The sequence below is a fragment of the Algoriphagus sp. A40 genome, from assembly GCF_002002735.1.
GTDB lineage: Bacteria > Bacteroidota > Bacteroidia > Cytophagales > Cyclobacteriaceae > Algoriphagus.
Window position 1 is genome coordinate 22,415 of record NZ_MUNY01000057.1, and the last position, 26,371, is coordinate 48,785.

Below are 26,371 nucleotides of genomic sequence, written 5' to 3' on the forward strand. Positions count from 1 at the left end.
TACGATTTAATTAAAGAAATGATGGTTTAACCGGGATCATTTCAACATCCCCTCCAAAAACTTCCTCACATCCTTGGCCAGCGCATCAAAGTCCTCTTGCCGGTTGTACATCATGTGACCGGCTTCGTAGTAGGTCATATGGATTCTCTCTTGGGGAAAATCATGTCTTGAAAAGGTGTATTCCGCATCAAAAAACGGGGTAATCAGATCGTAGTAGCCATTGGCAACCATCACCTGCATCCTTGTATTGCGGTGCATGGCCTCGCTGAGCGACCTTGCCGTGCTGACATAGCTGGGCTCATAATAGGCCCCATCCGGCACAGGCTTCCAGTTCCAACTGCCGCCCATCCCCACAGCCGAAGTCAGGTAGGGCCTATCCATGGTCACTTTCAAATCCCGCATCAGATAGTCGTTGAACACCGCAGTATAGGCCGAACCCGTCATATAGCTGGCGGGGTCTCCCAAGACCGGACCTTCGGAGACTTTGTCCGTTTCTACAGCCAAATATCTTCCGTCGAGCGTTCCAATGGCTTTTCCTTCAGACCGGAGCAATTCCTTTTTGAAGCGGTGCATGAGGATCTGGTTGTCGGAGTGAAGAATGTAATTTTTATCCAAACCTGTGAAATAGGCCAGCCTCTCGGCGATGGCTGCTTTCTGAGCTAGGGTCTGCTTTTCTCCCAAAAAGAGAGAATTCAGATAGTCACCGTACGCAAAATCACGGGCTTCCTGGGCAAAAGCTTCGATGGTTTTTCCCTTTCCGGCCTTGCCGTGATACCAAGCTGTCACTGCCTGAGATGGTAGATAAGTGAAAAAGGAAGTCAGGTTGTCCGCCCAGCTTGATGAACCCGCATAGTCCAAAGCCTGGGAAATGAGAATTATCCCGTTGAGGGCCATGCTTTGGCCTCCCTCTTCCAATACTTCGGCAACTTTTGCGGCACGGGTGGTACCGAAGCTTTCACCTGCAAGAAACTTCGGAGCCTGCCATCGTCCATTTTGCGTGATCCAAATCCGCATAAACTGTGCGATGGAGGCCGCATCTTCATTTAATCCCCAAAAATCGGAGGTTTTGCCTACACCCTCCACTTGGCTAAAACCTGTTCCGACCGGGTCAATGAATACCAAGTCGGCCAAGTCCAGCATTGCTTGGGTATTTTCCACAAAAGTATAGGGGGCTGCTCCGTCATCTTCTTGGGCATTGGAGTCTGTTTTGACCACTTTAGGGCCAAAAAATCCCATGTGCAGCCAGACTGAGGCCGAACCTGGACCGCCGTTGAAGATGAACAGCACGGGACGCTTGGACGAATCCACACCGTCCCGGGTGTATGAGGTGGACCAGAGTGCTCCGGTGACTTCTCCTTTTGAGTTTTTGAGAAAAGTCTCCCCTACGATAGATTTATAGGTGATTTTTTGGCCGTTAAAGGAGCCCGAGTGGGAAGCTTCAAACTTTTGGGGTTCACGCGGAACCCACTTGGATTCGGTTTTTTCTTCCTGTGAAAAAGAGGTCCCTGTTGAAACCAGTAGTAATAAAAAAGGGAAAAAGAAAAGATTCTTCATATCATTAGTTGAGAGGTAAAATGGTCGGGAAGATATTTAAAATAGGTTTAGATTTTTTGCAAAACCTACTTCCAATTCTGTTATGGATTTCTTGGATCGTATGTCTTGAATCTTGTGTCTAATTTCTAATAATTCAAACCCAATTTGATTCCCCCATACCAATTCCTTGTAGGAGCGGGCTGATAATATCTGCCTCCAAAAGCATTCAGGTCATTGCCCATTGAATAACTTTCATCCAGTAGGTTATCCACTCCGGCAAAAAGCTCCAAATCCCAGTTTCCTAAATTCCGGACAAATCCAACTCGGGTATTGACCAGATTGTAGGACTCCTGATACACGGTATTGGCATCATTGAGCGGGATTTCATCGGTAAACTGATGAGTAAAATTGAGATAGAATCCGATGGACGTTCTCAAATCCAATCGACTGACCAGGTTGTGTGGAGGTACTCCGGTTAAGTCGTTTCCGGAGAAATCATTGTCCTGTTTTGCATAATCCTCAAACTTGAAAAACTGTCCGGTATAGGCCGTCCCAATCAAGAGGTCTTTGAAAAATCCAGCTGAATTTCTCAAAATAGCATAATCCACCGATGCTTCGATACCTTTTTGGTCAGTCGCTCCGGCATTTCGGAAAAGGACAACCCCATTTTCGTTGGTGTATGTGGTAATCGTCTCATCCAATTTGAGATAATATACTGTCAAATCCACATTCAGTTTCTCCCTGCCAAGCCGATACCCCAGCTCGTAATTGACTCCTTTTTCCGCCTCCAAATCAAGATTTAAGCTCCCCTCATTGGTTCGGACTTCGTCAATAGTCGGAGGAGAAAATCCGCTGCTGATCGATCCGTACACCGAACTGAAGGAATTCATCCTGTAATTCAAAGCTACTCGGGGAACGACTATCGGATCAAACTTTCGGGATTGAACTCCGGTGGGTCCACCAGTCGCATCGATTTGCCGATCGATTTCATAGCCGGAGAAATTTTCACTTAGGCCAAGGGTTACGAGCATTTTGGTGCTCAGGTTCCATTCTGCTTGCTGAAAAAAGAAGCCCTGGTAAGCTCTGAGTTTGTCGGAAAACCGGACGGTATCAGCTATTCCTGCGCGATTGCCGAAATTCTGGGCGTCTGTTAAGCCGTTTTGGTATTCCCCTCCTGCGATCAGCCTGAGGGCCTTTCCTGCCAATTCCCCGTCATGGGTAAACTTGGTTCTCAGGCCATATCCAAAACCCAATTCCTTTTTGTAATCCAAAATAAAGGGATTTTCGAAGTCATTGGTGTTGAGGTAAAGCGTCGTGTTGTTGCTGGTTTTATCAGAAAAGCGGTACAAATGACCCAAAGAAAGCAAGAGCGCCTGCTGGGAGATCGAGCTATTTTGAGCCACCGAACCCGGTCGGGCCTGAGTGGGATCGGCAGCGACTTGATCGGCATTCAACGCGCCTGGAATCTGGTAGTCGAGGTCAGAAACCAGCAATTGAGTCCGGATTTCCTGCTTTTCCGAAACCGGGAAAAAGCCTCCCAACTGAAAAACCTGTCGATCCACAGCCGAGTGATCCCGATAACCATCCGATTTTTGACTGACGAAAGAAGCCTCCACTCCACCCTCTCCGACTTGCTGAGAAAGACCCAACCTGAATCGGCTCAATCCAAAATCTCCTGCCAAATACTCGGTGGAAACTCTGTTCCCAACCAAACTCGGCTGGCTGAAAAGTGAAATTGCCCCACCGTTTCCTGCTCCATAAATACTTCCTGAAGGACCCTTGACGACCTGGGAAGTTTTGATGTTTGCAAGATCCAAGAGATTCAAAGCAGTGGTGCCGTCCGGTGCAGTGAAAGGAACTTCATTCCAATACACTTTGACATTTCTCACCCCAAAAGGAGACCGCAAAGAACTTCCGCGGATCGAAACCCGGTAACTGGCAGGAGCTCTTTCCTCAATTCTTACCCCGGCTTTTTGATTGAAGGCATTGACAGGAGAAGTTTCATTGAAGCGGTTGAAATCACGCTCGCTGACCACGGCAATAGCTGCTGATTGCTCCAAAAGCGGTCTTTCGCTTTCAAAGGCTGAAACAGTAACTGTCGCCAGATTCAAAACAGTGGGCACCAATTGAACTTCGTGCTCACCCGGTCCAAAAGTTATTTCCTGACTTTCATAACCTTCAAGGGCAAAGTTGAAATTCATTTCTGTGCTTCCTGGAAAAGCAATAATTCCGGAAGAATTGGTACGCTGGATTTTTTCACTTCCGGCTTTTACCCTGACACCTTCAATTGGATTACCTGAAACCTGATCAGTGATTTTAAGTTGGATTTGGGCTTGAAGCCCTGAACTGATTAACAGGAATATCAGGATGAGAATCTTTTTCATACAGGAAAATTAAGAGGAAACTTGCAGACAAAAGCCTGAAAATTGCCCAATGGTTTCTTTTTGGTCTGCCAAAGTGAATATTTTTCCGGTTCACCTCATTCTGAGTCCTTCCCTAAAGCTGGATCAGTTTTGAGAATTCATTTAAAAAAGATAATTTCTGTGAAATTTTCTTTTGAAAGTTTGAGTTTTCGCAGAAGTTTTAATTAAACCCAAATCACCTAGCCTGACTTTTATGAAACATTTCATTCCTGTTTTACTGGGAGCAGTTCTGTTATTTTCCTGCAAAAAAGATCAAGTTGCAGGCGAATACGACCCCGATGCCTTTGTCAATCCCGAGCTTTTCAAAGACCATATCCGGACTACTGATTTCCAAACTCCCGAACAGGAAATGGCCGGTTTCCACTTACCTCCGGGATTCGAAATCAACCTCTACGCTTCTGAGCCGGATATCACCAAACCGATCAACATGGAGTTTGACGACAGGGGCAGGCTCTGGGTAACACACTCTATCGAATATCCCTATGAAGCCTCCACAGGGTCAGGCGTTGACAAAATCACCATTTTGGAAGATACTGACGGCGATGGCAAGGCTGACAAATTCACGGATTTTGCAAGCGATCTGAATATCCCAATCGGAATCATGCCGGTCAAAGGTGGCGCAGTCGCTTACAGTATTCCGAACATTTACTTTTTCGAAGACAAAAACGGAGACGACAGATACGATGAAAAGCGTGTTCTTTTAGGTCCGTTTGGTCACGAGGATACCCATGGAATGATCAACAACTTCATGCGGGGACTGGATGGATGGATTTATTCCTCCCATGGTTTCCGAAATACCTCAAATGTATCCGGCGCGGACAAAGACTCTATCCACATGACTTCGGGAAATACGTTCCGGTTTAGAATCGACGGAAGCCGAGTAGAGCAGACCACCTATGGTCGTGTCAACCCATTTGGATTTGCGGTGGATGATCTGGGCTATCTCTATTCCGCCGACTGTCATTCCATGCCAATTTATCAGACGATCAGTCAGGGGGACTATCCACACTTTGGGAAAAAAGCTCCGGGTTTGGGTTTTGGGCCTCAGATGATGGACTACCAAATTGGCTCCACAGCACTTTCAGGCCTTGCGTATTACAATGGCCCTGCTTTTCCCGAAGAATACAGAAATAGCTTTTACTCTGGCGATGTGGTCGCCTCACGGGTGAGCAGAAATACTGTTTCCTATGAAGGTTCTACTCCGAAAGCTAAACTCGAAAAGGACTTTTTGGTGAGCGAAGATCCTTGGTTTAGACCGGTGGATATCAAGATCGGACCAGATGGAGCTTTGTACATCGCGGATTTCTATAACCGGATCATCGGGCATTACGAAGTGTCGCTCGACCATCCGGGACGTGACCGAAAAAGCGGTCGAATCTGGAGAATTACCTACAAAGGAGAAACTGACAAAAAGATTGATTGGTCAAAGGCCACAATAGATGAACTTCTGAAAGGCTTGGGCAGCAGCACTTACAGCCAACGCATGATGGCTTCCAACCGAATTGTGGACTTCACAGGATCTGAGGCTGCAGCACCCTTGAAAAATCTTGTAAAAGACAACAAGACAACCTCAGAACAAAAAGTACATGCACTTTGGGCTTTGAAAAGGCTGAATGCACTGAGCCAGGAAGAACTTGCCCAGGCTGCAAAAAGCAATGATCAGGAAGTGAGAGTGCATGCCTACCGGATTTTAGCGGAATATGAATCCCTGGACCAAAATCAGCGGGCTTTAGCTTTGGAAGGAATCCAGCACACCGATCCCCACACCCAGCGAGCGGCAGCAGATGTGCTGGTAAGACATCCGCATTCGGACAACATCAAACCCATTGCCACCGTGGCCCAAGCTGTGCCGACGACTGACACGCACCTGAAATACACGCTGATGATCGCTCTCCGAAATCATCTCAGAGAACCTGAAATCCTGAATGCTGCGGTTGGCCAAACCTGGACAGAACCGGAAACAAAAGTGCTTATGGACGCCATGACAGATGTTCCGTCACCCCTTGCCTCAGAATTCCTCTATGCCAATTTGAAAAAGTTCGATTCCCCCCGTGATCGGACAGTTGTTTACTTAGAGCATGTGGGAAGATTCATTCCTGAAGCCCAATTGGCACAGGTGATTGATTTCACCAAGGAAAAATTCAAAGATGATGCTCCAGCCCAATACACCTTGCACAACACGATTCAAACCGGTATCGGACAGCGGGGCGGTGCAGGAAATAAAAAGCAAATGACCGATTGGGCTGTGAGTTTTGCGGGAGATTTCCTGAAAAATCTGGAAAACAAACCCCAGCCAATTGCCGATCAGCCCTCTGCACATGCGGACGAGGAATATGAGTTTTACGAGGAAATCTCCAGACAACAGGTGTTTGCTGCAACTATTGCGAGTGAAAATAAGGTGAGTGCTTATGAGAGCGGGCTTCAAAATCTGCTGAATACCAAATGGGCAAAAAACCGGGCAAGAGCCATGGCCGGAAAGGCCTTGCTGGATCTCAGTCCCAGTAAAAATGTGGCTCTTGTGGAAAGTAAGTTGAACGATAGCGATGAAGAACCAGCTTTTCGGGAGGAACTTGCCCGAACGATCGGCAACTCCTCATATTCCGGAGTTGTTTCACTTTTGAACAAATCTCTGAAAGATGCTCCCAACGGCCTGCAGGCAGCAATTGCTTCTGTTTTTGTCAAATCAGCTGAAGGGCGAGCCAATTTGATCAAAGCGGCAAAAGATGGATCTATTCCACCGAGAACCTTAATGGACAGAAGGTACAATGAACAGCTACTTTCCAATTTAACCCCGGCACAACGAAAGGAATATGACGCCCTAACCTCCGGGCTGGAATCTATGCTGGAAGAACGGCAAAAACTCATCGAAACCAGAATGGCAAGGTTTGATCCAAAACCTGATGTGGAGTTGGGCAAAGCGGTTTTTATGAATACATGTAGTGTTTGTCATCAAATCAATGGCGAGGGAGGAATCATCGGGCCTCAATTGGATGGAATCGGCAACTGGGGAAGACGGGCATTGGCTGAAAAAATGCTGGATCCCAACCGCAATATTTCCCAAGCCTTCAAAACCTATACTCTAACTCTAAATGACGGCAAAGTGCTAAGCGGCCTGTTCCGAAGAAATGAAGGAGAACTGGAAGTTTATGCAAACAATGCCGGTCAAGAATTTACCGTGAGCAAAAATGATATCAAGGAAAAGAAGGTATCCCAATACACGTTGATGCCGGACAATTTTGGTGAATCTATTTCCGAAGAGGATTTTGATGCGCTGATCGGATTTTTGCTGACCCAGAAATAATCCTGTCAAAAAAATCCGGAAAAACCCAATTCATAACATGACCTAAAACCGAAACAAGACATGAAAAGCTACTTCCCTTCTTTAACTCTGGTCGTCACGCTGGCAAGTATAATTTCCTGCCAGGCTCAACTGATGAAAGACCGTGATGTCAGCGGAGATATTCCTTTCAAAAAAACAGTCCTCTTTTCAGAATTCGTTTCTGAGGGAGTTGCTGTGGGAGATGTGAATAATGACGGCTCGATGGATGTGTTGGCTGGACCTTTTTGGTTTGAGGCCCCAAATTGGGAAAGACATGAAATCTATACGCCCAAACTCTATGTAGCGGAAAAGGAATGGAGCAATTCGATGCTCAACTTTTCCCTGGATGTCAACCAAGATGGCTGGGTGGATTTCATTCGGGTGGATTTCCCGGGAAAAGCCGTCTATTGGCATGAAAACCCTCAGGGAAAAGACGAACATTGGAAGGAACACCTGATTCATGAAACAGTGGGGAATGAGTCTCCCAATTTTGTGGATATCGATGGAGATGGGCGAAAGGACATTCTTTGTGGCGATGTGGCAAACAAACAGATGATCTGGCTAAAATCTCCGACAGTGCCAGGTGATTTGATTTGGAAAAAGTACACCGTCAGTCAACCCGGCACCCCCGGATCGGAAAATTTTTCCCACGGGTTGGGCTATTCGGACATCAACGGTGATGGGAAAAATGATGTGATTTTCAGAGAGGGCTGGTGGGAAAATCCCGGTGACCCAACCCGTCCAGATTGGAAATGGCACCCTTCCAACTTAGGTGATCCCAGTTCTCACATGTATTCATTTGACTTTAATAATGACGGAAATCTTGATGTTTTCACTGCTTCTGCCCATGAGCGGGGAATCTGGTGGCACGAAAATGAAGGAGACGGTTCCGATCAGAAATTCATCCGACATACGCTGACCGAAGAAATGTCCGAAACCCATGCTATTGCTTTTGAGGATATCAACGGTGACGGGAAAAAGGATTTCGTGACCGGCAAGCGGTACTATGCCCACATGCGCCAGGGGACCGGAGCTTTAGAGCCTGCCTACCTTTATTGGTTTGAATTTGTGCCTGGCAAAGAGCCGAAGTGGCTGGCGCATCAGATCGATGATGATTCTGGCGTGGGTCTCAATGTAGTCGCTGAGGATATCAATGGGGATGGACTTACCGATGTAGTGATCGCCAATAAGAAAGGGATTTTTGTTTTTTCTCAATTAGAAAATTGAAAGATTTTAAAATTGGAAAATTGGCCGTTTGAAGGAGCTTAGAGGCAACTAACGTAAGGAATTTCGAATGACCTACGGACTAAAAACTATAGTCTGAGCAGATGTTAATTGGCGGCTATTTTTTTATTATTTATAAAAACGGGTCAGGACTTCCTGTATTTTTTTCTTTATTTAATCGCATAAAATAGGTAGTATCAACCCGAAATTTACCCATTATGAAAAAGTACATTTGGCCGTTTTTGGCACTTGGCCTTAGTTATTGTCAGGAAAAAGCAGCGCCTCCTGCACCAATTTTGCCAGTACCGAATGAGCGGCAGATTGCTTGGCAGGAATTGCAGTATTACGGTTTTGTCCACTTCAACATGAATACTTTTTCGGACAGAGAATGGGGATTCGGAGACGAAAAACCTGAGCAGTTTAATCCCACCGAACTGGATGCCAAGCAATGGGCCCGAGTAGCCAAAGAAGCCGGAATGAAAGGCCTGATCATTACCGCCAAACACCATGATGGTTTTGTACTTTGGCCTTCCGCCTATACGGAGCATTCTGTAAAAAACAGCCCATGGCGCGACGGAAAAGGCGATTTGATCAAGGAATTTGCAGATGCATGCCGAGCAGAAGGACTGAAGGTCGGAATCTATTATTCTCCTTGGGACAGAAATCATCCTGACTATGGCAAGCCGGAATACGTCACCTACATGCGCAACCAGCTGACCGAATTGCTGACCAATTACGGAGAAATCTATGAAATCTGGTTTGATGGAGCCAATGGCGGTACCGGCTGGTACGGCGGTGCAAACGAGGAGCGAAAAGTCGATAAATTTACCTATTACGACTGGCCTACGACCATCGATTTGGTCCGAAAACTGCAGCCAAAAGCGATGCTTTTCAGCGATGCCGGACCGGATGTACGCTGGGTGGGCAATGAACACGGCTTTGCCTACGAGACCACCTGGTCTAATCTAATGCGCGATTCGGTCTATGCCGGAATGCCTGAATTTTCTGAAAAATGGGCAACCGGTCAGGAAAATGGTACACATTGGGTTCCTGCGGAGTCAGATGTGAGTATCCGTCCGGGATGGTATTATCATGCCTATGAGGATCACAAAGTCAGGACTTTGCCGGATCTCATGGAGATTTATTACAAAAGCATTGGTCAAAACAGTTCTTTGCTGATCAATTTCCCTGTTGATCGCCGGGGCTTGATCCATGAAAAAGACGAGGAGGCTATCCTTCAACTAGCTGCCAAAATCAAGGAAGACTTTGCTGTGAATCTTGCAAAGGAAGCTTCAGCAGAATCAACTTCCGAGCGGGGATTTGGCTACGAAGCAGAAAACCTTTTGGACGGGGATTTCAATACCTATTGGTCAACTCCTGACGGTGAAATTCAGGCTTCAGTTGAATTGGATTTTGGGAAAGAGGTTTCTTTCAACCGCCTTTTGCTCCAGGAATTTGTCAATCTGGGTCAGCGGGTCAAGGCTTTTTCCTTGGAAAAAGAAGTAAACGGTACTTGGAAAAAGGTAGCCAATGGGACGACCATCGGTTATAAACGAATCCTGAGATTCCCCGATACCCAAGCTCAAAAAATCAGAATCAATTTTCTGGATGGAAAAGGAATTCCTGTGATTTCCGAAATCGGGGTGTACTCCGCTCCGGCATTGCTTTTTCCTCCCAAAATCATCCGAACCCCAGCTGGAAAAGTGACCATCACCGCTGCTGAGAAAAGCCAGAAAATCTACTTTACTACAGATGGAAATGCTCCAAAATCAGGAGAAAACCCCTTCAAAGGGGAGCTGGAAGTTTTGGAAGCTACCACTGTGCAGGCTATTGCCGTCGATCCCATTTCCGGCAAAAGCTCTGAACCAGCCCGCGTGGATTTTGATTTGGCCAAAGGAAACTGGAAGGCAGTTTCTGCCGATTCAAATGTTGTAAGGGCGGTAGATGAAAAAACTCAGACCTATTGGACCTCTCAAAATAATGAACTGGTCTTGGATCTTGGTAGAGAAGTCCCCATAAAAGGGTTTACCTATCTGCCAATGCAGGCAAGGTATCCCAGCGGATACATCGCAGCATATTCCATCCAATTAAGTCAGGACGGAAAAAGCTGGAAAGAAGCAGCAAAGGGTGAGTTTTCAAACATTCAAAACAGCCCGATCGAGCAGCTTATCCGATTTGATCAGGTTCCCGCGAAATTCATCAAACTGAAAGCATTGAGAACGGCGGACGGAAATCCGGCTACTTTCGGCGAATTTGGAGTCTTGACCAAATAAAGGGGAATTGCCGCCTTTTATACTTTTGGCTGTGGATTTCAGGTAATTTTCCCTACTTTCTGATCTCAATTGCTTTACACCCAATTAACAAATCTATATGAACAGACGGATCGCACTGCGGCACCTCGCACTGATCTCCGGAGGACTCGTCTTGATTCCCTCTTGTGATTTCAGCAGCGATGATATCCTCGCCGCGTATGAAAACCTCAAGGTGACCGCTTCCCAAAAGGCCCTCCTGGGAGTAATTTCGGACACCATTATTCCGGCAGGAGAAATCAAGGGAGCACTAAACCTAGAAGTCCCGGACTTTATCCTGGTCATGGTCAATGACTGTTTTACCAAAGAAAATCAGGACAAGTTTACTGCTGGCTTAGCGGCTTTTCCAACATACTCACTGAAAATAGCAGGCAAAAAATTCGATGCACTTTCTGTCAAAGAAAAGGAAGAATTGATCCTCAACGGAACCAAGCTGGAAGGCGATGAAACACCAGAAGGAAAGGAAAGAGCCAACATTTCTTACTTCCTTAATTCCACAAAACGATTTACCATTCAAGGCTATATGGCTTCAGAATACATCCAAACTGAAATCATTCCATACTCTCTCATTCCTGGCGAATACAATGGCGCAGTCCTGATCTCCGACCTTCAAAAACCGCGCATCAATGGCTAATTTGAATATCAGAAGTAAACAGGAGCGTACCTATCAAGCCATTGTCATCGGATCGGGAATCAGCGGAAGCTGGGCTGCCAAAGAACTCTGCGACTTAGGCGTAAAAACCCTCATGATCGAGCGGGGTCGCAATGTGGAGCATGGCAAGGACTATCCGACCACCACGATGCTTCCTTACGAATTTGAGCACAGAGGCCAAATTCCACAGAAAATCCAGGAGGAAAATCCTGTCATCAGCCGATGCTATGCTTTCCGTGAGGATGCCATGCACTTTTTTGTCAAAGACACCGAACATCCCTATGTCCAAGAAAAGCCCTTTGACTGGATCCGTGGCTACCAGGTAGGAGGAAAATCATTGCTTTGGGCCAGGCAAGTGCAGCGCTGGTCAGATTTTGACTTTGAAGGACCTGCTCGGGACGGCTTTGCCGTGGACTGGCCGATCCGGTACAAGGATATCGAAAAATGGTACAGTCATGTCGAAAAGTTCGCCGGAGTATCGGGATTCAAAGACGGAATAGACACGCTCCCTGATGGGGAGTTTTTGCCCGGGTATGAGCTGAATGTGGTCGAGAAATATTTTGCGGAGCAACTCAAGAAGCAATACGGAGGAGATCGCCACATGATCTCTGCCCGATGTGCACACATTCATGGAAATGCGGAATATTATGCGGCTCAAGGCCGAACTCTCTGCCAAAACAGAAATCTTTGCCAGCGAGGTTGTCCTTTTGGAGGATATTTCAGCTCCAATTCATCCACGATTCCCTGGGCGTTGAAAACCGGAAATCTGACGATACGGCCCGATGCAGTCGTGCATTCGATCATCTATGATGAAGAAAAAGGCAAAGCTAAAGGAGTGAGAATTGTAGACCGGCTGACCAAAGAAACAGAAGAATTTTACGCAGATGTTATTTTCCTAAATGCAGCTGCAATCAACTCCAATCTGGTATTGCTGAATTCCACCTCCACCCGTTTCCCAAATGGTCTGGGTAACGACAGTGGATTGCTGGGTAAATACGTGGCGTTCCACAATTATCGGGCAGGTGTCTCCGCCCAATATGAAGGGCATTCCGAATACACGACTTCCGGTGGACGTCCGACCAGCGGGTATTTTCCGAGGTTCCGAAATGTGTATAAACAGGAGACAGACTTTCTTCGGGGCTATGCAGCGGGATTCTCCGCCAATAGGGGAGCCCGAAGCAATTCTGATGGCATTGGCTTGGAATTGAAAAACAACCTTCTCAATCCGGATCAATACGGGCTGTGGAGCGTGGGGTCACACATGATGGGCGAGACTATCCCGAAAGAAAGCAATTACGTCGCCCTAGATCCTAGTCTGAAAGACGAATGGGGAATCCCCCAGCTCAAGATCAGCGTGGATTACGATGACAACGATGAGAAAATGGTTAAAGACTACATCGAGCAGATGAGCGAGATGTTTACCAAGGCTGGGTTTGTAAATATTCAAACCAGGGATGATCACCGTGCTCCCGGACTGGATATTCACGAAATGGGCGGTGTACGCATGGGCAGAGATCCAAAGACCTCGATGCTCAATGCAAACCATCAGCTGCATGCCGTGCCCAATGTGTACGTCACTGATGGAGCTTCCATGACCTCTACATCCACCCAAAACCCATCCCTGACCTATATGGCTTTTGCTGCGAGAGCGGCACACCATGCGGTGGCGGAAAGTAAAAAATGAGGAATTAGAATTAGGAAATTTGAATGGCCCAAATCGAAAGGTTTGGGCTTTTTTTTAGAAGTCATTGTAAGTTGAAGTAATCTTCTGTGCTACAGATAGAACCTACTCGCTTCGGAAAAGAAAAAATAAGGAAAATGCCAGACTTTGACGGGTTTTTTCGAAAGTAGGATCAATTTCTTAGAAGCCAAAGGATCGCGTTCAAGATCAGTTGATCCTGCTCTTCGTTTCCAAAAGTAAAGGAAAGCGTCTTATTTGTACCGCCTTCATAATCGATGTCATTGTGCCCCATGTTGAAATAGATCATCCTATAGTTCCTATTGGTCCAAACCACCGGATAATATCCCTCATGCCAAATTTCGTGGGCTTTTGGGCCTGTTCCCAGCGGAAAACTGGAAGGATCGATGGATGCCAGGATCTCAACGGAGGGATTTTCCAGAAGGTCATGTTGCCAGCGATACCATTCACTTGGCGAAGATTTGATCGTATCCGACAAGCCTTTGGCTGTCGGATGATCTCTTTGTTCCAGTTTGAGGATTGCTGATGTCGGTCTCCAGGTATTGCTTACATATTGTCCCGATCCCAGGAAATGGTCATGATACCAGTCCCAATCCTGCGGAAAATCAGAAGGAGTTAGTGCAAAAGCCGAAAAATGAAAGCCCATCCATGCCCCGCCGTCTTCCATATACCGCTCAAAAGCATTGCGCTGCGTCTCCTTTTCAGGGCGGGTGTCAAGAAATATCACCAGCTGATATTTACTCAAGTTTTCTGAATTCAACTCATCCCAATCAGAGGTGGACTTTACCCCAAATCCATACTTTCTGCCTTTCTCTTCTAACCAGGGCAAAGCTTCCTGAACAAAGGAAATATGGGCTTGGTCACTTTTGGCGGTGTAGAATACGATGACTTGGGGCCTTTCTTGGGCCTTCCCAAAAAAACTGAAGAAAAGGAAAACCAGAACGGATAGGAATTTTTTCAAGGCTCGAGGAAGATAGGATTCTGAAATTAGCCATTAAAAAAGGAACCTTGAAATGGGTTCCTTAGAAGACTGAACTTGTTCTGGGAAAATAACTTTTTAGATTTTCCGGTCAAGCCAAACCAAAACTGCCAGCCAAATCAGAAATTTTAGAGTCAACCCAATGAAAAAATAGCTGATCCATTCTCCTGAGTCCACATTTGGAAACAGCCACACCAAGTCAGAATCCAAATCAATATCCCAACCCGAAAACATCTCTGAAAAGGCCAAATAGGCCATGCTGGCACTGGCAACCGCCAAAATAGCCAAAAGAACTTGCCCTATTCTCAGAATGGTTTTTCCGAGCATTGCTCCCGGATCGTTAAATGAAATCGAGGAATTCATAAGTGTCAGATTTTCTTCAATTTAACAATAAACCAAAAAAGGAACCCATTTCTGAGTTCCTTTTTTGGTATCAATCTGACAAGTCTTAGTGTCTTGGTCTGATTTTTTCCTTGATACGTGCAGCTTTACCCTGACGTCCTCTTAGGTAGAACAGTCGAGCTCTTCTTACTTTACCTTCTCTCAACACATCGATTTGCTCGATAGATGGGGAGATGATAGGGAAGATACGCTCCACGCCTACACCGTTGGACACTTTACGTACAGTGAATGTCTCACCGTTTGTATTAGGGTTTCTTCGCTGGATTACAGTTCCCTGGAACTGCTGGATACGCTCCTTGCTACCTTCTTTGATACGTACGTGTACGTTGATGGTATCACCGGCTTTGAAAGAAGGGAATTTGGCTCTCGCCTCGCTGTATTCCGCTTCTACAATTTTCATTAGATCGCTCATAGCTCTATATTTTATGCTTTCGCAGTTCACCGCCGCAGCGGTTTAAATGAATTACTTTTTTAACAATTTGTCTCGCCTATTCCCAACCTGTGCCCTTGAGCAAATCAGGCCTTTTTTCTTTGGTTCGGCGAACCGATGCTTCAAATCTCCATTCGCTTATCTTGGCTTCATGGCCTGAAAGCAACACTTCCGGTACTCCCATTCCTTCATATTCTGCGGGCCGGGTATAAACGGGCGGTGCCAAAAGACCATCCTGGAAAGAATCTGTCAATGCCGAAGTCTCATCATTGAGGACTCCCGGAATCAGGCGAATAATCGCATCAGCCACTACAGCTGCTGCCAATTCTCCTCCCGAAAGGACGAAATCTCCAATGCTGATTTCCTTGGTGATAAACTTATCCCTCACACGCTGATCCACTCCCTTGTAATGACCACAAAGGATCAGAAGATTTTTTTGGAGTGAAAGTGAGTTGGCCATTGGCTGGTCGAAGGTTTCTCCATCGGGCGTCATGTAGATGATTTCATCATACGTCCGCTCCTTCTGTAGTGCCTCGATGCATCGGGCTATTGGCTCGATCATCATGACCATCCCGGCTCCACCGCCAAATGCATAATCATCAACCTGACTTTGTCGGCCGGTAGCATAATCCCGCAGGTTATGCAATTTGACGCTGGCGAGTCCCTTATCTTCTGCTCTTTTCAGAATCGAATGTGAAAAAGGCCCTTCCAGCAATCCCGGCACCACAGTGATGATGTCAATATGCATGGCTCAGTCTTCCAGATAAATGTCAAGTAAACCTTCGGGTAGCTGGCAGAAAACTTTTTTTGCTGCCTTGTCCACCTTGGTAATAATGCCGTCCTGGATTGGAATCAGCACTTCTTTTCCTTGGTGGATCACCCCTAGGAGATCCTGTGTTTCCAGATCGTAGATGATCTGTATTGGCCCGATCAGTCCCAAAGTCTCATCTTCGACTTCGAATCCGATCAGTTCATGGAAATAGTATTGGTCATCTTCAAGCTTGGGAAGTTCGGTAAGAGGAAGGTAAGCTTCCGCTCCGACGAGACTTTCCACCAGTTCGATCGTGTCCAGTTCTTCAAACTTAGCCAAGGCTCTATTTCCTGGCTGGATCACAAAGTGCTCCAGAAAGAAGGGAACCAAACGGCCTTTTTGTTCGATGAACAGGTGCTCTAATCCTTCGTAATCCTCAGGATAATCTACATCAAGCACCACATTTACTTCACCACGAAGTCCATGAACTTTGGCTATACGGCCTATTTGAAAGCACTGATCCTTGTTCATGGAATGAAATCTATTAAGCTTCTCCGCCTTCTGCAGGAGCTTCAGTAGCAGCTTCTTCAATAGAAGCTTCAGCTACAGGAGCAGGGTTGTTAGCAGCTTCAGCAGCAGCTAGCAATGCTTTTTGCTCATCTTCTTTTGCCTTCTTAGCATCCAAACGAGCCTGGTTTTTAGCAGTTTCAGCAGCAAGTGCCTTAGCACGAACGTCAGCTTTTGCAGTAGCCAGTTTGTCGGATTTCGAAGTGATTTTGGCATCTTTCTCTTCCAACCAAGCAGTAAACTTAGAGTCTGCCTGATCTTGAGAGATAGCTCCTTTCAACACACCGATCTGAAGGTGTTTTTTCAGCATGATTCCTCTGTAAGAAAGCATTGCTTTCACGGTATCAGTTGGCTGAGCTCCATTCAACAACCAGGTAAGAGCGCGCTCATTGTTGATGTTGATGGAAGCGGGGTTTGTGTTCGGATTGTAAGTTCCGATTTTCTCGATGAAGCGTCCATCACGTGGAGCTCTTGCATCAGCTACAACGACGTCATAGATGGCTTGTTTCTTTCTGCCTCGACGTGCTAATCTGATTTTTACAGACATAATTTTTTAGATTAAGTGATTGGATGGAACCCGTCCATCCTAAATTTGGAGTGCAAAGATAGGATAAATCATTGGAAAGCCACAAGTTGACTTCGGAATATTTGCCTGTAATTTGAGAATTCCTTTAACTTGCGACTCGGTTTGCATTCTGCTCCTACGAAACCAATGTTTGGAAGTATTGAATCCAGTCCCAATTGCAAATCCAACTGTTCCAAATACCCACTACTGTTTTGGAATCCTATCTGGCCCTGTAGTTCAACGGATAGAACAAGCGTTTCCTAAACGCTAGATCTAGGTTCGATTCCTAGCTAGGCTACAAAAAACCCTTTATACGTGAAGTATTTAGGGTTTTTTATTTTTGGGGGACTACTTGGGGGACTTATTTAGATTGTCCTGGGTTGTTTGGTGAAAGCAATTCGGTTGGCTTCATCCACATTGCCCCAATTGTCCATCAGGAAGCTTTTTGTGGATGACAGTCTTGGCAATGTCTGTGGTGTAGTCGTAGGGGTTGAGGACGTCTTCGATCTCGATCTGCACTTCCACGGATTTCTCCTTCCCTGCCGGAAGCCGGAGCGGCCGCATCAGCCAGGGAGGCGGTCAGCGGATCCAAGACTGGGTGAATGGTATGGAGGGGAGTGACGAGGGAGGTGGCCATCTTTCAGCGAATTGAGCAGTAAGATGTGAGTGGGAGGGGGGAGGACAGACCCAATTAATCGACTAAATCAGAGATTGATTCGTTAATACAGGAAAACCCTTTTAATTTTTGGTAATCGGCTAAAGGTATATTGTCTAAGACTCTTTTTGCTTTACCCTCCGCTAGATACCCTCTATGGTTTCTGCTTTCAATGTCGAACTGGTAAACCGTCACTTTTGGAGGACAAGATTCGCCGTGAAAAAGTATAGTGAGTTTTATTTCTTTATTTTTTGATATCATACCAAAATTACCTTCGATTCGAAACTCCTGTCTGACCGGAGTTCTCGGGACAGCGTTTTCGAATTTAAAAAACTTGGTTTTTTTTGCAGAAATTTTATCCTTTGAACTTCCAGGCACTAGGTCCATTGGGCCATCTATTTGGAGGGCGAACCTGATATTTTTTTCATTTTGATATTCTGAGAAATTCACTAAAAGGACAGAAAAAATGATTTCCAAGGTAGTCCCATCAGCTTTATATTGACTTGAATGAACTTTGATATATCCTCTCATATCCGGATACGTTATCTGTTTCATCATAGCCTCAATCAGGTAGTGGGGAGCTGGTTTTTTTTGTCCATCAATCCTGATTTGATAAATGTTTTCGGTTTGATGAGGTTTTGAAACACTTTTTTGGATTTCGAAAACTGCAACAAATCCTTCGGTGAATTCGACTTCTTTCAATCGGATCCCAATTGGCATTGGTGTGATTCCGTCAGAAATCTTTCGAATAATCGAGTCATGATCTCCAAGGAATTCTTTGGGGTAAGGCTTTAGCTTGAAGTTCTCTGGATTGCCAGGGTTTTTCCGATCTTCTCTGGGTGCACCGTATATTAAAATCCCACCCTCGGAGTTTAGAAATGAGCAGATTGCCGGTTTTAAGTTCTTATTAAAAACTTGCTCAACATTAGTATCCCCAGAACTTTTGAATTCCAGGAATTGAGTTTCTTTTTGAGTGGAATTGAAAAATTGGATAAGGTCATCAGCAGTGATTTGATCCAAATCTTTCTGAAAATAGTTTTGGCAGAAATTCATTCGAAATCGATTTTGAACCTGTCGCAATACTCTTGGATCGTAGAATGTATTAACACTCCTCTTTCCTCCATTTTTCCAAGAACCACATAAATGCGTAATGGAGTATTTTCTTGAAATTGAGCAAGTGCCATTAAGATTGCATCTTGGTTAGTTAATGCTTCTTTATATGTTGTTGAGAAAATATTTGAAGGGGCAAAAAAATTTACATTTTGAATGAACCCATTTAGAAGCCCAGTGTCCTCCGGTCCAATAAATGAGTAATCATTGGGCCTTAAATGTGGTTTTAGCCTTATTTCCTGATTAATAAGTTCTTGGAGATTTGTCATTTTTATCTTTTTCTTAAAAATAAAAAAACCCCTGAGAAATTCCTCAGGGGCTTTGATTGGAGGCCTAGCAGGTTTTACCTACCGAGCGTGCATTGCCATAAATCCTTTGTTTTCTAGAGTAGCGTTTCGGCCAGATACTGCTGCCAGGCCTAGAATTGAAGCTGCGGATCCAAAAAGGCCTACAATTTCACAGATTGATGTTTTCTTAAGAGACGTTAATGTTTTCATAAATTTCCAAGCTTTAATTTTTTGTAAAAAGATCAGTAAACTCATTGAAACAAGAATCGTCGGAAATGCCCAACTCATGGTGTCTTAAAGCTCCTTTTGAGCACAAACAAATGTAACGTAAAATTCTTTAGTTATTAAGGATTTCGAGACATTTATTTTTTCCTTGCACGTAAGAGGTGATGTACTTACCGCGCTTCTTTTTTTTCAGGTCGATCACATAGATGTGATAGGGCTGGCCGGTTGATTTTTTGTTGTGCCGCTCGATCATGGTGTAGTGATTACCGGTGAAGTTTCGCTTCCATTTCTCCTCCTTGCAGTCCCAGAGATTTGGTCTACAAGATTAACGTCCCTTTGAGACCACTGCTTCTCATATTTCCCTACTCGCAGTAATGAATAATGGTTTTGGACTATGTGGCTACCCAACCGGCATACTGCCCATTGCTCTGCCAATAATCCCCATCCCAAACAGAATCAGATCAATCCTCTCGAAGTCCCCTCGGCTTGCTTGAGGACCTCAATTGGCTTTGAAGTTATTTCAATGAACCAGTGTTTCTTCTGATCAAATATTCACACCGAAAAAAAGAGTTCAGTGGCGGGAACTCATGGAAGTAGTAAGATCAAAGTCCATTGTTTAGCGTGTGACCATTCCTGGGACTATGCAACAAGGAAAAAGGGGGACAGTATTCAAGTTTTATTTAGTCCACTTACTCCGTCAAAAATTCCTTAAAAATCGGATAAAGCTCCTCTGCAATCATTCTGTACCCTTTATCCGAAGGATGAAGTCCATCATAAGTCACAGCAATGGATTTTTCCGGATAAGGATATTCGTCTTTTTCGGGATCAAAGGGAATGTCGATAAAATCCGGATACTTGAAATTCCGGTATTCCCCTGTTTTTGGATCTCTAAGTCGTTTGAATTTCACCAAGTCGGCATGTTCCATTCCTCCTTTATGGTACAAATCCACAACGGGGAAATTTTCCGCCTTGGCAATTGCGACAATGGCTTCAGCAAAAGACTCTAATTCCTGTCCATTTTTTTCCCTATAAGAGCCAAATGCACTGTTTTTATAATTGTTGATATACACAAAATCCACCCGCTGCATGGGAGTGATCAAGATGATTTTGGCTTCTGGACTTAGGCTGCGCAAATTGTTGATGATTACTCTAAAGGCGCCAAACACAGTTTCAGGACCGGTGTCTTTTTGATAATCTTCCATTGTGCCCAGCGGCTTTCCTCCCCACCAGTCATTGGTCCCGAGAAAAACACTGTACATATCCGCCCTTGGGATTTCCAGCTTGTCAAATTCCGTGGCAATTTTGACGGCTGTCCAGCCATTGAATCCTTTATTGACCACTTCGATTTCAGGATATTTTTCTTCCACCAGGGTCAAATAGCCTTTGCTTATCCGGTTTCCGGTTTCATCCGGATGATCATTGAGGTAGGTTATTGAGTCTCCAATCGCCACCCAAGTCAAAGGTTTGGGACTAAACCCAAAGGAAAATACGAGGCAAATAAGGAGGAGGGCTGTTTTTTTCATTCGATTTAAAGGTGAATTCAATTTTAGGAATAGGCAATGTGTCTAAAATAAGCCTTTTTCAATTTGTTTTAGGCCGAAAAGAGTTGAATTCCCTACTTTTAATAAAACCCAAAAGTCCATGAAGAAATCGATTTTTCACCTGTTTTTCCTTAGCTCAGTTCTCCCAGCTTTTGCCCAGGAAAATCCCGTGCAGCTTCAGCCACACCCCTTTTCTGAAATTAAGATCACGGACTCCTTTTGGAAACCCAAACTTGAAAAAGTCGCGAAATCAGCCCTTCCTGCATCAATTTACCAGACCGAGGAAAAAACTGGACGGATTCGGAATTTTGAAAAAGTAGCCAAAAAACAGGGTGAAGCCCACGAAGGAATCTACTACGATGACAGCGATGTCTACAAGGCTTTGGAGGCAATTGCCTATTCTTTACAGAATATTCCTGATCCGGCTTTGGAACAGAAAGCGGATGAGTGGATCGACAAAATCGCCGCAGCTCAGGAACCGGACGGCTACATCAATACTTTTTACTCCCTGACTGGCTTGGAAAAACGCTGGCAGGATATGGAAAAACACGAGGATTATTGTGCAGGGCATTTGATGGAAGCCGGGGTAGCCTACTATCAGGCTACCGGAAAAAGAAAACTTTTGGATGTAGCCATCCGAATGGCCGACCACATTGATACCCAGTTTAGGATTCCCAATAAGTCCTGGGTCAGCGGGCATGAGGAAATCGAACTTGCCTTGGTCAAGCTTTACAAGGTAACCGGCGAGCAAAAATACCTGGAATTGGCTGATTGGTTTTTGGACCAAAGAGGCAGAGGATATGGCAAAGGGGCTATTTGGGACAAACCGGAATGGGGACCTAACTATGCACAGGACGGGGTTCCTGTCAAGGAGCAGAAAGAAATCACCGGACATGCCGTTCGTGCGATGTATTTATACACTGGAGCCGCAGATGTTGCGGCAGCCAAAAATGATCCCGGCTACATGAACGCCATGAAGACGGTTTGGGAAGATGTGGTCTTTCGAAATATGTACATCACCGGCGGGATCGGCTCCTCCGGAAGCAATGAGGGTTTTTCAGTGGACTATGATTTGCCCAACGAAAATGCCTACAGCGAAACCTGCGCCTCGGTCGGAATGGTCTTTTGGAATCAGCGGATGAACCTGCTGGAAGGACAATCCCAATACATCGATGTACTCGAACGAAGTCTTTACAATGCTGCCTTAGATGGCCTCAGTCTTACCGGAGACCGATTTTTTTATGGAAATCCATTAGCTTCTAATGGTCAACATAACAGAAAGGAATGGTTTGGCACTGCCTGTTGCCCGTCCAATATTTCCCGATTGGTGGCTTCTGTCGGAGATTACATTTATGCCAAAAATGAAACGGGTATTTGGGTCAATCTTTTCATCGGAAATCAAACGGAATTTGAAATTTCCGGCACCCGGATACCAGTAGAAATGAAAACCAATTACCCTTGGGACGGAGATATATCGGTTGAATTAAATCCCGAAAAGCCTACACAATTCGAAGTCAACCTAAGAATACCCGGATGGATCACCGGCGATCCTGTTCCTGGAGAACTCTACTCTTTCATTAATGAAAAAATGCCAGCTTATTCAGTTGCTATAAATGGGGAAAATGTAAACGGGACAGTTAAAAACGGCTATTTGGTCCTGAATAGAAATTGGAAAAAAGGAGACAAAATCTCTCTCAACTTTCCTATGGAAGTTCGTGAAATTCAGTCAAGACCTGAGGTCTTGGCAAATCAGAACAGAGCAGCAATCCAGCGAGGCCCATTGGTGTATTGTGTCGAAGGTGCAGATAATAGGGGGAAGGCCCTGAATTTTTCACTTTCCGAAAATCCGGAGTTTCGGGTAAAAGATTTTCAGGTTTTGGATGAAAAGGTTAAGGCTATCACATTTAAAGCTTCAGGGCTTGACAACTCAGAGGCAAAGACTCTTACTGCGATTCCATATTACACTTGGGCCAATCGAGGGCCAAACGAAATGCAGGTTTGGTTTCCGGTAAGTCAAAAATAAAGTCGAATTTTTGCGAGCTTCCTTATTGAATCGGTTCAAAAAAATATAAGATATTTACTACTTGAAAATTTTTACCACGATTTTAACTCAATATCTGAATGAAAAAACTACTACTCTCTCTCTTTTTTATGTGCTCTGGGTTCAGTCTTTTGGCCCAAGAAACCACAACCAACAACTGGTACTCGGTCTCCGCCTCTGAAACAATCCTCTCATGGGGAAGCGTGGAGGCGACAGGATTGGAAACGAACAATGTCGCCCGCTTCACTCCATTTATCAACCTTGGAGTTCAGCTGCACAAAGACTTTAGCGAAAAATCCGGATTTTATACCGGTTTGGCAGTTCGAAACGTCGGTATCATCACGGATTTGAATGATTCAGTGCGGGTCAAACAACGAGTCTACACAGTTGGGATTCCGGTCGCAGTCAAATTCGGAGACATGAATGGAAATATGGCAGCCTTCGGCTTGGACAACGAATTTGCCGTCAACTACAAGCAAAAAACCTATGTCAATGACGAAAAGTCCAAAACCAACATCTGGTTCAGTGACCGGACCAAAATCTATTTGCCTTCTCTTTTTGTTGAGGTTAAATCCAAAATGGGAAACTACATCCGGTTTAAATATTACCTCACTGACTTCTTGGAAACAGGAAATCAAAAAGTGAATGTGGCTGGATTGGATTACAATCCTACCAAGAGTACAATGATGTACATTTCGGTGGGGTATGCGATAAAAACCAAGGAATTCATCAAGAAATCGGGAACCTAAACTGATCTTATTTATACAAAAAACGGCTGCCAGAGCGATTCTGGCAGCCGTTTTTGTTTTGTTTTCTGGAAAATCACTTAAGGCTTCCTATCATATCCTCCGGTTTCACCCACTCGTCGAATTGCTCCGAAGTCAGCAGATTCAAGGCAATCGCCGCTTCTCTGAGGCTTGATCCTTCCTTATGGGCTTTTTTCGCTATTGCAGCAGCATTTTCGTAACCGATATAGGGATTCAATGCTGTTACGAGCATCAATGAATTTTCCAAGTGACGCTGAATCATGGCTGAATTTGGCTCGATTCCGATCGCGCAGTTGTCATTGAAAGACACACAGGCATCGCCAATCAATCTCGCAGATTGAAGGAAATTGGCTGCAATCAATGGCTTGAAAACATTCAATTCGAAATGACCAAGTGATCCACCAATTGAAATCGCCACATCATTTCCCATAACTTGAGCTGCAACCATAGTAATGGCTTCCACTTGAGTTGGGTTTACTTTGCCTGGCATGATGGAGGACCCAGGCTCGTTTTCAGGGATCAGGATTTCACCGATTCCGGATCTTGGACCGGAGGAAAGCATACGGATATCGTTTGCGATTTTCATCAATGCCACGGCCAATTGTTTCAATGCCCCGTGAGTTTCCACCATCCCGTCGTGGGCAGCCAAGGCTTCAAATTTATTGGGTGCAGTCACAAAAGGATGACCGGATAGCTCCGCAATCTTTTTTGCCACTAATTCAGAGTAGCCTTGTGGAGTATTCATACCAGTTCCCACTGCTGTACCGCCCAAAGCCAGTTCAGAAAGGTGAGAAAGGGTATTTTTCAAAGCTCTCAAGCCATGATCCAACTGGGCTACGTACCCGCTGAATTCTTGGCCCAAAGTAAGTGGAGTGGCATCCATGAAGTGGGTTCGGCCGATTTTCACCACATTTTTGAAAGCCTCCGCTTTGGCAGCTAGTGTATCTCTCAGTTTTTGAACTCCGGGAATTGTCGTTTCCACCACCATCTTATAGGCCGCGATATGCATTGCCGTTGGGTAAGTGTCGTTGGAGGACTGGGACTTGTTTACATCGTCATTAGGATGGATTTTCTTTTTGGCATCCTCCAAAGAACCTCCCAAAATCACGTGAGCCCGATAGGCGATCACTTCGTTTGAGTTCATATTGGACTGGGTACCTGATCCGGTCTGCCAGATGACTAGCGGAAATTGATCATCATGTTGGCCTGCCAGAATTTCGTCGCAGACCGTACCAATGATCTCAGCTTTATCCTGATCCAAAACACCCAATTCAGCATTGGTCAAGGCAGCAGCTTTTTTCAAAATCGCAAATGCTCGGATTATCTCAATCGGCATGCGGCTTTTTTCACCGCCGATTTTGAAATTGTTGATGGAGCGTTGGGTCTGGGCTCCCCAGTATTTGTCAGCAGGAACCTCTACAGGCCCCATGGTGTCTTTTTCGATTCGGATTGACATGGTATTTGGGATAGGTGTTTGATTTTCGGGCGCAAAGTTAATGTCTGATGGCCTTTTAGCCTAAGAAGTGGGATGATAGTTGTGGGACTTTGGTCAACGGCTAACGGTCGACAGTCCACGGCAGGCATAAAGAAACTTCATTCGATTGAATTCCCAAGTTACCGTTTTGGCTTCCGAATTCAGCTCTGCTCTCGGTCGGCAGTCGACCGTGGTCTTTGGACGGTCGACTATTTTTACTGGGACTGCCTACTGGGAACTGGTCACTCCTTCCCCTTCATCTCAAAATTGATCAGTTCATGAAAAACTTCTCTGGAAGCTTTGACCTGTCTTTGGAAAAAGAAGATTCCCATGGCATAATTCAGTATTGCCAATGCCAGACAGATAATTCCGTATTCAATATTTCGAAGGGGTGCAAAATAAAATCCGGCAAAGGCCAGCAAAATGACGCTCCAAAATGCCAGAAAAAAAAAGGTGGTCGGAAAAAGCTTATACCTGATAAAGATGATGGATCCCCTTGGCGTCGATTCTACTTCCCCGGTTATTAAGGGGAGAAAGGAATCACCCCTTGTGATAGCACGGGAAATTCTGAATCCTTCCTGACCTATCATCCCATTAAACCTGACTTTTGGATCCTGCTGAGTTCTTACATCCAAAAAATTGACCTCCCGGGTTACACGGATCAAATGCCCCAACACCTCCTCTTTGGTGAGGGCACTTACAAGTGTTTCGCTATGGAAGGGCAGGAGTTTCAAAATCTATTATTTCACGGCTATACAGGAAATTTCCACATTCACATTTTTGGGAAGCTTGCTTACTTCAACTGTTTCCCGAGCAGGAGGGTTTGATTTGAAATACTGGCCATAGGCTTCGTTGATCGTACCAAACTGCCCCATGTCACGGATAAAAATCGTGCACTTCACCACATCCGAAAACGAAAAACCTGCTACCCTCAGTACAGCTTCCATGTTTTTCATTACCGCATGAGTCTCCTCGGTAATGTTTTCATTAATCAACTCACCTGTTTCCGGATCCAGGGCAATTTGTCCAGAAAGGTATAGGGTATTTCCTGCCAAAACTGCCTGGGAATAGGGTCCAATAGGCGCAGGAGCTTCGGGAGTGAAAATGATTTGGTTTGACATGGAAAATAAACGTTAATGGTTAATGGTTAATGGTTAATGGTTAATGGTTAATGGTTAATAGTTAATGGTTAATGGTTAATGGTTAATTAGTTATCAGTCCATGATTTTGGCGATATGCATTCTGGAATGAATTACTAAATTCTGCTTACTGCCTGCTCCTACAGATAACGGCTTCGACTCCGCTACCAATGACGAGATAATATTTATTTTGATTTTATTCAATTATCGAATGTTTATTTTGTCTGGTATACTTCCATATTCATTTCTGCTGCAAGCTTGAGAACATATTTCTTTTTT

22 protein-coding genes and 1 tRNA gene are annotated in these 26,371 nt (G+C 45.0%); 8 read left to right on the forward strand and 15 right to left on the reverse strand.

Features of this window, described 5'->3' with window-relative positions; translation table 11 throughout:
- Positions 1-36: 36 nt before the first annotated feature.
- Together B0E43_RS13445 and B0E43_RS13450 are read right to left on the reverse strand one after the other, a co-directional pair.
- Positions 37-1,554, reverse strand: a complete 1,518-nt coding sequence (locus B0E43_RS13445) for a S10 family peptidase (RefSeq protein WP_077350556.1) — start codon at positions 1,552-1,554, stop codon at positions 37-39.
- A 125-nt stretch (positions 1,555-1,679) separates the two neighbouring features.
- Positions 1,680-3,917, reverse strand: coding sequence for a TonB-dependent receptor domain-containing protein (locus tag B0E43_RS13450; protein ID WP_077350558.1), 2,238 nt, complete (start codon positions 3,915-3,917; stop codon positions 1,680-1,682).
- A 232-nt stretch (positions 3,918-4,149) separates the two neighbouring features.
- On the opposite strand from B0E43_RS13450, the gene B0E43_RS13455 reads away from it, so the two are divergent.
- From B0E43_RS13455 to B0E43_RS13475, 5 genes are all read left to right on the forward strand, one after another.
- The gene (locus B0E43_RS13455) at positions 4,150-7,257 is read left to right on the forward strand and encodes a PVC-type heme-binding CxxCH protein (protein WP_077350560.1); all 3,108 of its coding nucleotides are present in this window, start codon (positions 4,150-4,152) and stop codon (positions 7,255-7,257) included.
- Between the two features lie 60 nt (positions 7,258-7,317).
- The gene (locus B0E43_RS13460; RefSeq protein WP_077350562.1) at positions 7,318-8,502 is read left to right on the forward strand and encodes a VCBS repeat-containing protein; all 1,185 of its coding nucleotides are present in this window, start codon (positions 7,318-7,320) and stop codon (positions 8,500-8,502) included.
- A gap of 215 nt (positions 8,503-8,717) precedes the next feature.
- Positions 8,718-10,772: an alpha-L-fucosidase gene (locus tag B0E43_RS13465; protein ID WP_077350564.1), complete on the forward strand. Its 2,055-nt coding sequence runs from the start codon at positions 8,718-8,720 to the stop codon at positions 10,770-10,772.
- A gap of 97 nt (positions 10,773-10,869) precedes the next feature.
- Positions 10,870-11,442, forward strand: a complete 573-nt coding sequence (locus B0E43_RS13470) for a gluconate 2-dehydrogenase subunit 3 family protein (RefSeq protein ID WP_077350566.1) — start codon at positions 10,870-10,872, stop codon at positions 11,440-11,442.
- A complete protein-coding gene (locus B0E43_RS13475) occupies positions 11,435-13,144 on the forward strand; it encodes a GMC oxidoreductase (RefSeq protein WP_077350568.1) in 1,710 nt (569 codons plus the stop codon). Before B0E43_RS13470 ends, B0E43_RS13475 begins: the two co-directional genes overlap by 8 nt.
- A 169-nt stretch (positions 13,145-13,313) precedes the next feature.
- Here B0E43_RS13475 and B0E43_RS13480 read toward each other — a convergent pair whose 3' ends face one another.
- The 6 genes from B0E43_RS13480 to B0E43_RS13505 all read right to left on the reverse strand — a co-directional run bounded on the left by B0E43_RS13480 (position 13,314) and on the right by B0E43_RS13505 (position 16,835).
- Positions 13,314-14,120: a ThuA domain-containing protein gene (locus tag B0E43_RS13480; protein ID WP_139352768.1), complete on the reverse strand. Its 807-nt coding sequence runs from the start codon at positions 14,118-14,120 to the stop codon at positions 13,314-13,316.
- A 96-nt stretch (positions 14,121-14,216) separates the two neighbouring features.
- Positions 14,217-14,501 (reverse strand): hypothetical protein, encoded by a 285-nt coding sequence (locus B0E43_RS13485; protein ID WP_077350572.1) that lies wholly within the window; start codon positions 14,499-14,501, stop codon positions 14,217-14,219.
- A gap of 85 nt (positions 14,502-14,586) precedes the next feature.
- Positions 14,587-14,952, reverse strand: coding sequence for a 50S ribosomal protein L19 (rplS, locus tag B0E43_RS13490; RefSeq protein WP_077350604.1), 366 nt, complete (start codon positions 14,950-14,952; stop codon positions 14,587-14,589).
- A 76-nt stretch (positions 14,953-15,028) separates the two neighbouring features.
- Complete coding sequence (trmD, locus tag B0E43_RS13495; RefSeq protein ID WP_077350574.1) at positions 15,029-15,718, reverse strand: tRNA (guanosine(37)-N1)-methyltransferase TrmD; 690 nt, start codon at positions 15,716-15,718, stop codon at positions 15,029-15,031.
- 3 nt (positions 15,719-15,721) lie between these two features.
- On the reverse strand, positions 15,722-16,252 hold the full coding sequence (rimM, locus tag B0E43_RS13500) for a ribosome maturation factor RimM (protein ID WP_077350576.1): 531 nt from the start codon (positions 16,250-16,252) through the stop codon (positions 15,722-15,724).
- A 13-nt stretch (positions 16,253-16,265) separates the two neighbouring features.
- Positions 16,266-16,835: a 30S ribosomal protein S16 gene (locus tag B0E43_RS13505; protein WP_077350578.1), complete on the reverse strand. Its 570-nt coding sequence runs from the start codon at positions 16,833-16,835 to the stop codon at positions 16,266-16,268.
- A 244-nt stretch (positions 16,836-17,079) separates the two neighbouring features.
- On the opposite strand from B0E43_RS13505, the gene B0E43_RS13510 reads away from it, so the two are divergent.
- A tRNA-Arg gene (locus tag B0E43_RS13510) sits at positions 17,080-17,151 on the forward strand.
- Between the two features lie 110 nt (positions 17,152-17,261).
- Here B0E43_RS13510 and B0E43_RS22980 read toward each other — a convergent pair.
- The 4 genes from B0E43_RS22980 to B0E43_RS13530 all read right to left on the reverse strand — a co-directional run bounded on the left by B0E43_RS22980 (position 17,262) and on the right by B0E43_RS13530 (position 20,653).
- Positions 17,262-17,417 carry a hypothetical protein gene (locus B0E43_RS22980; protein ID WP_168171952.1) on the reverse strand — a complete coding sequence of 52 codons (156 nt, stop codon included), beginning with the start codon at positions 17,415-17,417 and terminating at the stop codon, positions 17,262-17,264.
- Between the two features lie 127 nt (positions 17,418-17,544).
- Positions 17,545-18,561: an ATP-binding protein gene (locus tag B0E43_RS13515; RefSeq protein WP_077350579.1), complete on the reverse strand. Its 1,017-nt coding sequence runs from the start codon at positions 18,559-18,561 to the stop codon at positions 17,545-17,547.
- Entirely contained in the window at positions 18,558-18,887 is a 330-nt protein-coding gene (locus B0E43_RS13520) for a hypothetical protein (protein ID WP_077350581.1), read from the reverse strand. Before B0E43_RS13520 ends, B0E43_RS13515 begins: the two co-directional genes overlap by 4 nt.
- A 932-nt stretch (positions 18,888-19,819) precedes the next feature.
- The gene (locus B0E43_RS13530) at positions 19,820-20,653 is read right to left on the reverse strand and encodes an SGNH/GDSL hydrolase family protein (RefSeq protein ID WP_077350585.1); all 834 of its coding nucleotides are present in this window, start codon (positions 20,651-20,653) and stop codon (positions 19,820-19,822) included.
- A gap of 118 nt (positions 20,654-20,771) precedes the next feature.
- On the opposite strand from B0E43_RS13530, the gene B0E43_RS13535 reads away from it, so the two are divergent.
- A complete protein-coding gene (locus tag B0E43_RS13535; protein ID WP_077350587.1) occupies positions 20,772-22,694 on the forward strand; it encodes a glycoside hydrolase family 127 protein in 1,923 nt (640 codons plus the stop codon).
- Positions 22,695-22,792: 98 nt separating this feature from the next.
- Entirely contained in the window at positions 22,793-23,461 is a 669-nt protein-coding gene (locus B0E43_RS13540; RefSeq protein ID WP_077350589.1) for a hypothetical protein, read from the forward strand.
- A 73-nt stretch (positions 23,462-23,534) separates the two neighbouring features.
- Here the strand turns inward: B0E43_RS13540 and fumC are convergent, their stop codons facing one another.
- The 3 genes from fumC to B0E43_RS13555 all read right to left on the reverse strand — a co-directional run bounded on the left by fumC (position 23,535) and on the right by B0E43_RS13555 (position 26,074).
- Entirely contained in the window at positions 23,535-24,935 is a 1,401-nt protein-coding gene (gene fumC, locus B0E43_RS13545) for a class II fumarate hydratase (RefSeq protein ID WP_077350591.1), read from the reverse strand.
- Between the two features lie 260 nt (positions 24,936-25,195).
- Positions 25,196-25,687, reverse strand: a complete 492-nt coding sequence (locus tag B0E43_RS13550) for a hypothetical protein (RefSeq protein ID WP_077350593.1) — start codon at positions 25,685-25,687, stop codon at positions 25,196-25,198.
- A gap of 6 nt (positions 25,688-25,693) precedes the next feature.
- Complete coding sequence (locus B0E43_RS13555) at positions 25,694-26,074, reverse strand: RidA family protein (RefSeq protein ID WP_077350595.1); 381 nt, start codon at positions 26,072-26,074, stop codon at positions 25,694-25,696.
- Positions 26,075-26,371: the final 297 nt, after the last annotated feature.

Coding starts and splice junctions, on each gene's coding strand:
- B0E43_RS13445 (WP_077350556.1), bottom strand. CDS start 1,554: ATGAAGAATCTTTTCTTTTTCCCTTTTTTATTACTACTGGTTTCAACA.
- B0E43_RS13450 (WP_077350558.1), bottom strand. CDS start 3,917: ATGAAAAAGATTCTCATCCTGATATTCCTGTTAATCAGTTCAGGGCTT.
- B0E43_RS13455 (WP_077350560.1), top strand. CDS start 4,150: ATGAAACATTTCATTCCTGTTTTACTGGGAGCAGTTCTGTTATTTTCC.
- B0E43_RS13460 (WP_077350562.1), top strand. CDS start 7,318: ATGAAAAGCTACTTCCCTTCTTTAACTCTGGTCGTCACGCTGGCAAGT.
- B0E43_RS13465 (WP_077350564.1), top strand. CDS start 8,718: ATGAAAAAGTACATTTGGCCGTTTTTGGCACTTGGCCTTAGTTATTGT.
- B0E43_RS13470 (WP_077350566.1), top strand. CDS start 10,870: ATGAACAGACGGATCGCACTGCGGCACCTCGCACTGATCTCCGGAGGA.
- B0E43_RS13475 (WP_077350568.1), top strand. CDS start 11,435: ATGGCTAATTTGAATATCAGAAGTAAACAGGAGCGTACCTATCAAGCC.
- B0E43_RS13485 (WP_077350572.1), bottom strand. CDS start 14,501: ATGAATTCCTCGATTTCATTTAACGATCCGGGAGCAATGCTCGGAAAA.
- rplS (WP_077350604.1), bottom strand. CDS start 14,952: ATGAGCGATCTAATGAAAATTGTAGAAGCGGAATACAGCGAGGCGAGA.
- trmD (WP_077350574.1), bottom strand. CDS start 15,718: ATGCATATTGACATCATCACTGTGGTGCCGGGATTGCTGGAAGGGCCT.
- rimM (WP_077350576.1), bottom strand. CDS start 16,252: ATGAACAAGGATCAGTGCTTTCAAATAGGCCGTATAGCCAAAGTTCAT.
- B0E43_RS13505 (WP_077350578.1), bottom strand. CDS start 16,835: ATGTCTGTAAAAATCAGATTAGCACGTCGAGGCAGAAAGAAACAAGCC.
- B0E43_RS22980 (WP_168171952.1), bottom strand. CDS start 17,417: ATGCGGCCGCTCCGGCTTCCGGCAGGGAAGGAGAAATCCGTGGAAGTG.
- B0E43_RS13515 (WP_077350579.1), bottom strand. CDS start 18,561: ATGAATTTCTGCCAAAACTATTTTCAGAAAGATTTGGATCAAATCACT.
- B0E43_RS13520 (WP_077350581.1), bottom strand. CDS start 18,887: ATGACAAATCTCCAAGAACTTATTAATCAGGAAATAAGGCTAAAACCA.
- B0E43_RS13530 (WP_077350585.1), bottom strand. CDS start 20,653: ATGAAAAAAACAGCCCTCCTCCTTATTTGCCTCGTATTTTCCTTTGGG.
- B0E43_RS13535 (WP_077350587.1), top strand. CDS start 20,772: ATGAAGAAATCGATTTTTCACCTGTTTTTCCTTAGCTCAGTTCTCCCA.
- B0E43_RS13540 (WP_077350589.1), top strand. CDS start 22,793: ATGAAAAAACTACTACTCTCTCTCTTTTTTATGTGCTCTGGGTTCAGT.
- fumC (WP_077350591.1), bottom strand. CDS start 24,935: ATGTCAATCCGAATCGAAAAAGACACCATGGGGCCTGTAGAGGTTCCT.
- B0E43_RS13555 (WP_077350595.1), bottom strand. CDS start 26,074: ATGTCAAACCAAATCATTTTCACTCCCGAAGCTCCTGCGCCTATTGGA.